Annotated in this window: 4 protein-coding genes and 1 pseudogene; all 5 read left to right on the top strand. The window is 44.2% G+C overall.

What is annotated here, in order from left to right; all coding sequences use genetic code 11:
- A pseudogene (locus tag AC1DSE_RS29690) lies at window positions 1-406 on the top strand (ABC transporter substrate-binding protein); the annotation flags it as partial.
- A 58-nt stretch (window positions 407-464) separates the two neighbouring features.
- A complete protein-coding gene (locus AC1DSE_RS29685; RefSeq protein ID WP_076267158.1) occupies window positions 465-1,358 on the top strand; it encodes a carbohydrate ABC transporter permease in 894 nt (297 codons plus the stop codon).
- 40 nt (window positions 1,359-1,398) lie between these two features.
- Entirely contained in the window at window positions 1,399-2,235 is an 837-nt protein-coding gene (locus AC1DSE_RS29680; RefSeq protein WP_441882653.1) for a carbohydrate ABC transporter permease, read from the top strand.
- A 3-nt stretch (window positions 2,236-2,238) separates the two neighbouring features.
- The gene (locus AC1DSE_RS29675; RefSeq protein ID WP_477510906.1) at window positions 2,239-4,713 is read left to right on the top strand and encodes a family 43 glycosylhydrolase; all 2,475 of its coding nucleotides are present in this window, start codon (window positions 2,239-2,241) and stop codon (window positions 4,711-4,713) included.
- Between the two features lie 35 nt (window positions 4,714-4,748).
- The coding region (locus tag AC1DSE_RS29670; protein ID WP_477528656.1) for a sugar-binding domain-containing protein at window positions 4,749-5,216 on the top strand (468 nt) is incomplete at its 3' end.

Below are 5,216 nucleotides of genomic sequence, written 5' to 3'. Positions count from 1 at the left end.
TCCGGAGACAGGCAAAGCAGGGACGTGGGTTGGCTCAATGGGTTACTCGGTATCCAGCAAATCGAAGCATGCACAAGAAGCATTTAACTTAGCAGCATTCCTTGCACTGGATAAAGAAGGACAAAAGCAAAACTACGAGCTTGGGCAAGCGGTGCCAAACTTGATCGATATGGCAAAAGGCGAGTTTGTAGCTTATGACAAAGCACCAGCAAATCGTCAAGTATTCCTTGATATTATTGAAGATTACGGCCATCCGCCAATTGAGTTCGGTTCAAAGGATACAAAATGGATCGATACGATGTGGCAAGAGGCCGGCAAAGTATGGGATGGCAAGATGACTGCTGCAGACTGGGCGAAGGAATTGCAGCCGAAGCTTCAAGAGCTGTATGACAAGGGAAATAAGTAAACGAAAGTTTCGAATGATAAACATAAATAACGAATAGCTAGTGCGAGGATGTGTACGCATGAGGAAAAGTAAACCTAGTTATATCCGCAAAGAATATGCATGGGCCTACCTGTTTGTCGCGGCCCCAGTGCTTGGCTTTCTCATTTTTGGAGTCGCACCGCTTCTTTACTCCGCGTGGTTAAGCTTCACGTCTTGGGATTTGGTTACGCCGCCTGAGTTTGTAGGTTTTGATAACTATATCGAAGTTTTTCACGATGAGAAGGTGTACAAATCACTTTTTAACACAGTATTTATGATGCTGGGCATACCCATTGGCATGATTGTGGCACTCTTGCTTGCTATTATGATGAACCGTCCGCTCAAAGGAATCTCGTTTTTACGGACAATCTATTACTTGCCAGTCATTTCACCCATTATTGCGGTGTCGTTGTTATGGCAATGGATCTTGAATCAAGATTTTGGTTTGCTCAACCAAACGATGTGGAGTTGGTTCGGCATCGAAGGGCCTAACTGGTTAGGTGACGCAAATTGGATTAAGCCTTCCATGATTTTGATGGGAGTATGGGGCGGCGTTGGCGGTACGATGGTTCTTTATTTAGCCGGGCTGCAATCGATTTCGTCGTCCTATTACGAGGCAGCTGAAGTGGATGGCGCGAGTGCATTCCAGAAACTGCGGTTAATTACCATTCCACTGCTGACGAACATTCATTTTTTCGTTATTGTCATGGGCGTTATCGGCGCGTTCCAATCGTTTAGCCAAATTTACGTATTGGCAGGCGACGGAGGGCCGGAGTATAGTGCGGCAACCGTAGTATTTTATATTTTCGAAAATGCGTTCAAGTATTTTAATATGGGTTATGCCAGCTCAGTGGCTTGGGTTCTTGGCATTATTATTTTCATCGTTACACTCCTTCAGTTCCGTTTATCGAAAAAATGGGTGTACAACGATTAATCTTTTACCGTTACAGTTTGCGAGGGGAGTTTGATTTCAAATGCAACAGAAACGACTAACAAACCTTTGGGTGGCATTAATTCTATGTATCGGCTCTATTATTATGCTGGCGCCGTTCGTATGGACGATATCCACTTCATTAAAAGATCAACGCAACGTTTTTGAAATTCCGCCTAAATGGATTCCAGACCCGGCTACATTCAAAAACTATGTAACGGCTTGGAATGATTCTCCGTTGCTAAGCGGTTTTATGAATAGCATGATTATTGTCGTCTTTGTACTTGTCATTGGAATATTCGTTTCAACAATGGCGGCATATGCATTCGCTAAGATTGAATTTCCGTTTAAAGATGCTATTTTTCTATCCTTGCTTGGCACGATGATGATTCCTTTTTCCGTCGTTATGATTCCTCAGTTTATTGGCTTCTCGTCAATTAATTGGACGGATACGCTTTTACCGCTTATCGTACCCGGGTTATTTGGCAATATCGTCGTTATTTTCTTCCTGCGCCAATACTTGGCGGGAGGTTTGCCGAATGAGCTGGTGGAAGCAGCGAAGCTGGACGGCAGCGGTTTCTTCCGTACCTTCTGGACCATTGCACTGCCGGTTGCAAAACCTGCGATTGCAGCTCAAGCAGCGTTAAGCTTTATGGGCATTTGGAATGATTTTATGGGACCGCTTATTTATTTAAGCTCACCGCAGAAACAAACCATTCAAGTTCTTATTGCTTCTATGCAATCACAATATATGGGATCTTCTAACTATCCGGTAATCTTGGCAGCATCGATTATATCGATGGTTCCAGTCATTCTTGTATTCTTTTTCTGCCAACGCTACTTTATCGAGTCTATGGCGATTAGCGGCTTAAAAGGTTAGCGCATGAGATATTTTAACCTTACACAAATGAGGGCGACGAAGCTTGTCGCCTTCCTCGTTGTATGCATTGTAGTCATGTTAAGTGGCTGCAAGTCCACGCCAGAAGAAAAAGCAGTCGTACTGTTGAAGGAGGATGCTAAATTGTATACAAATTCGTTGAAGCTGGAGCAAGAGTGGGAGGATTACGGGATCGGTGATCCTTTCATCATGCGTTACAACGGTAGGTTTTATTTGTATTGCAGTACAAAGGACTTTCGTCCGGGCATTAAAGCTTGGAGCTCCGAAAATTTAGTGGATTGGAAATATGAAGGTCTAGTTACTGAAGATCTCATTACGACTGGGGCTTATGCACCTGAGGTTTTTTACTGGAATGGCAGCTTCTATTTATATACATCCCCGGCAGGCCAAGGGCATTATGTGCTGCAAAGCGACAGCCCAACGGGCCCTTTCGTCGTCAAAACCGAAAATCTCGGAAATTCTATCGATGGCTCTGTTTTTATTGACGATGACGGGAAATGGTATTTTACGAATGCAGGCACGCAAGGCATCGTTGCGCATGAAATGCCAGATCCATTAACGATTGATGTTGGCGTAACGACTAATGCATTTCTTGGACATTGGACAGAAGGTTCAATGATCTGGAAGAGAAATGGCCTTTACTATATGACGTATACGGGCAATCACGTATTTAGCAACGGTTATCGGGTGAACTACGCAGTATCCAAGGATGGGCCTTTCGGCGATTATACGATTCCTGCAAACAATCCGATCGTCATCAGCGTAAAGGATGAATTTAAAGGGCTTGGCCATAGTGCAACAGTGCTTGGGCCGGATATGGACTCTTATTATTTTACTTATCATAATCTGGTTGGACATTCTTCTGAAGGCCCGCCAGTACGTGAATTGAACATTGATCGACTTGCCTATAACGGTGATAAGCTGGTTGTTTTTGGTCCATCTCATGATCATATGCAGCCTGCGCCAGCAATGCCTTCATTATATAGCTGGCTCACTGACGGCATTTCTTCAGAACAATGGGATAAATCATCGTCCGCGGCTGAACAAAAGGTACTGAGTAAACTTTCGACGGAAGATGCCTTTATTGCGGAATATAACTTCCGATTGAATTTTTCGGACAGTGCAGTGGATAGCGGTACGATTGCAGCAGTATTCTCTTATGCAGATGAAGCTAATTATTCAGCAATTAAGCTGTGGCCAGGCAAACATGAGATTGGGTATGTAACGGTTCAAAATGGATCAGAGAAACAGCTTGCACAAGCACTGCTTCCTAGTGAATTTGATTACTCGAAGCTGCATACGATTCGTGTTGAGCAGCGTGATGACAGCGTTCTTGTCTTCTTCGATGGAATGAAAAAGATAGAGGAGCATACAGCTAAGCCGAGCGGCGGGAAAATTGGCTATATCGCCAATCAGTCGCAGCCAATTTATGAATATACAGCCTTTACGAATGAAGCAGGCGGCAGCAGTGATTTTGAGGCCTATAAGCCTGTGCCTGGGGCAATTGAGTCGGTTCATTATTTGAAGGAAGCTGATCGCGGCTTTCATTTGGAGCAGAAGTCATCCGAGACCAGTGATTTTAGGAAAGCAGACGGTGTACCGATTCGCAAGCTGGATGACGGCAGTTATTCCGTGAGCCTGCTGCAAGGCGGTGACTGGTTGAAATACAAGCTGAATGTGAAGGATCATGCGAAATACGGGATCGGCTTAACGCTTAAAAAGCCGGAGAAGGATGTTGTCTTGGAATGGTCAATTGACGGCGGCGAAGCCGTGAAGACGAAGATCAAAGCCGATGACCCAGCCTTTGTAGAAGGTACAGCGAAGGTTCGAATTGGAACAATCGAAATTGCGGCAGGTTTTCATGAGCTTAAGATAGAGCTGAAAGCTGGACCAGTGGAAATGCATTCCTTTGAGCTGTTTGCTATAGACCTGCTGGATAAGGAGCAGCCGTTCCATTCATTATCCTCTCAAACGGGAATGGGGCTGTTTGGACAATCGGAGGATGATTATAGCGGCAGCGGCATAGATGATGACATGTTGTTTGCGGGCAGTGACAATTGGGACAATTATGAGCTGACGTTTGATGTGCAGTTGAATGCAGAAACGGATATCGGAGGCGTTTTTGTTCGAGCTTCCAATGAATCCTACCATCCGGCTCAGGTTAGGGATGCAGTCATGGGCTATTACATCGGCATTTCTTCTTCGCAGCTAACTTTGAATCGGATGAACTATGATTCCAATTTAGTAGCTAGTGAAACCGCAGAATTGGAAACTGGTAAAGCCTATTCGTTCAGAGTTGTTGCAAAAGACGGGAACATACAATTATTTCTGGGGGATGGCTCAACTCCAGTTATTAATTATACGGACCCTTATCCATTTTTGCATGGCAAGGTAGGCATTCGGTCAGAACGTTCAACAATGTTGTTCAACCATTTAATGATAAATCCGCTAAAAAAATAATATATAAGCATAAGCAATAGGACTGGAGTGGGAACATGATGGATGCAATACGAAATGAATATCCAAGACCGCAATTTGAGCGATCATCCTGGTTAAACCTGAACGGGGAATGGGAATTTGAGTATGACGACTCAAACGCAGGTTGTGATAATAAATGGTTCGAGAGAAAACAGTTTGATCGCAAGATTCAGGTGCCATTTTGTTACCAAAGCGAGTTAAGCGGCATTAATGAAAAATCGTTTCACGATATCGTATGGTATCGTAAAAGTATTGAGGTTCCAACGGAGTATGCAGGGAAACGAATCATTCTCCATTTCGGTGCTGTTGATTATGAAGCAAAGGTATGGGTAAATGGACATTTAGTAGCAAGTCATGAGGGAGGCCACACCCCATTTCATGCGGATATTACTGCTGTGTTGAATGCAATAGGCCCCAATAGCATAGTCGTGCGTGCTCAAGATTATAGTAAAGACGTCACGCTGCCTAGAGGGAAGCAGTATTGG

Source organism: Paenibacillus sp. 01L418 (assembly GCF_056400045.1).
The sequence above is the reverse complement of the archived record's forward strand: the minus strand, read 5'-3'. Positions and strand labels throughout refer to the sequence as shown.

Coding starts and splice junctions, on each gene's coding strand:
- AC1DSE_RS29685 (WP_076267158.1), top strand. CDS start 465: ATGAGGAAAAGTAAACCTAGTTATATCCGCAAAGAATATGCATGGGCC.
- AC1DSE_RS29680 (WP_441882653.1), top strand. CDS start 1,399: ATGCAACAGAAACGACTAACAAACCTTTGGGTGGCATTAATTCTATGT.
- AC1DSE_RS29675 (WP_477510906.1), top strand. CDS start 2,239: ATGAGATATTTTAACCTTACACAAATGAGGGCGACGAAGCTTGTCGCC.